The organism is Dysgonomonas sp. PF1-14, assembly GCF_029892965.1.
Taxonomy (GTDB): Bacteria; Bacteroidota; Bacteroidia; order Bacteroidales; family Dysgonomonadaceae; genus Dysgonomonas.
In genome coordinates, this window is the sequence record NZ_JARXWN010000049.1 from 1 (window position 1) to 1,108 (window position 1,108).

The window sequence follows — 1,108 nt, forward strand, 5'->3', positions numbered from 1 at the left end:
AAATAAAACACTATTTTTATTATACCAATCATTCAAACTTCCAGTTTTCACCTCGTAATACCCTGAACCGCCATACGATTCCCGAATAGAAAATATATAACTATTATTATCATCCTCACCCCCTCTCACATATTCCCCATCTATATTAAATACAATATCGCCTTTGGTATCCGCGCCTGCGCGGATATAGTTGCCATCGAGGTTAAAGACAGCATCGCCGGTCTTTTCTTTTCCCGCCCGTATCAGTTTACCGTCTATATTGAATACCACGTCGCCCGTTTTGTCCTTTCCCGCACGCACATAGTCTCCGTCGAAGTTAAAGACGGCATCGCCCGACTTTTCCTTTCCCGCACGGATAAGGTCACCATCAAGGTTGAAGACGATATTCTCTTTGGGTGTAGGTTCGGGAGTTGGTGTCGGCGTTGGTTCAGGATTGTAAGGATCGTCACCGCCATTGCAGGCTGTCAGTAAAAGCAAGCCCAACAATAGGCCCCCTAGCCCCCGTAGGGGGGATTTGGAACGGATATAGGATAGTATGCTATTCATAATTATAGTCTTTTTTCCCTGTTTCTCCCCTGTGGGGAGACTAAGAGGGGCTGTTTCCTTTACAAATATAGACTATACATTTCACCCGAAGTTTAATATTCACAAGCAAAGTTTTGGGAAATATTTTTGAAGTAGGCGGGCGGCTAACACCACCCATTATAGACGTACCTAGCGAGACAATGAATAACGAAGAACTGCTAAAAGCAATAAAATCAATGAATATGAAAGTTGCCGTAACGGATATTATGCGTGTACACGATGAAATGACACAGGTAGATGGCTGGTCGGGGATATAATTAATCTTTTAGTTGCTGGGGATGATAAATCCCCAGTGACATAAGGAGACAACTTTATAATGAATAGAATATTTTTAGTTCTTTCTTATATAGGCAACATCTAATCTATCATAAGCATAATGAAAGTCTATTTTATATTTTTCATCATTTACAGTTATATAGGCAACATCCAATCTATCATAGGCATAGTGAAAGTCTATTTTATATTTTTCATCATTTACAGTTATATAACCGACATTCAATCTATCATAAGCATAATGAAAGTC

At 39.8% G+C, this 1,108-nt stretch carries 3 protein-coding genes; 1 reads left to right on the forward strand and 2 read right to left on the reverse strand.

Features of this window, described 5'->3' with window-relative positions:
• A partial coding sequence (locus M2448_RS20325) for a hypothetical protein (RefSeq protein WP_280697241.1) occupies positions 1-546 on the reverse strand: 546 nt, incomplete at its 3' end.
• Between the two features lie 113 nt (positions 547-659).
• Here M2448_RS20325 and M2448_RS20330 point away from each other — a divergent pair.
• On the forward strand, positions 660-842 hold the full coding sequence (locus M2448_RS20330; RefSeq protein ID WP_280647015.1) for a hypothetical protein: 183 nt from the start codon (positions 660-662) through the stop codon (positions 840-842).
• A gap of 74 nt (positions 843-916) precedes the next feature.
• On the opposite strand, the gene M2448_RS20335 is transcribed toward M2448_RS20330, so the two are convergent.
• On the reverse strand, positions 917-1,108 hold a 192-nt coding region (locus M2448_RS20335), incomplete at its 5' end, for a hypothetical protein (protein ID WP_280697243.1).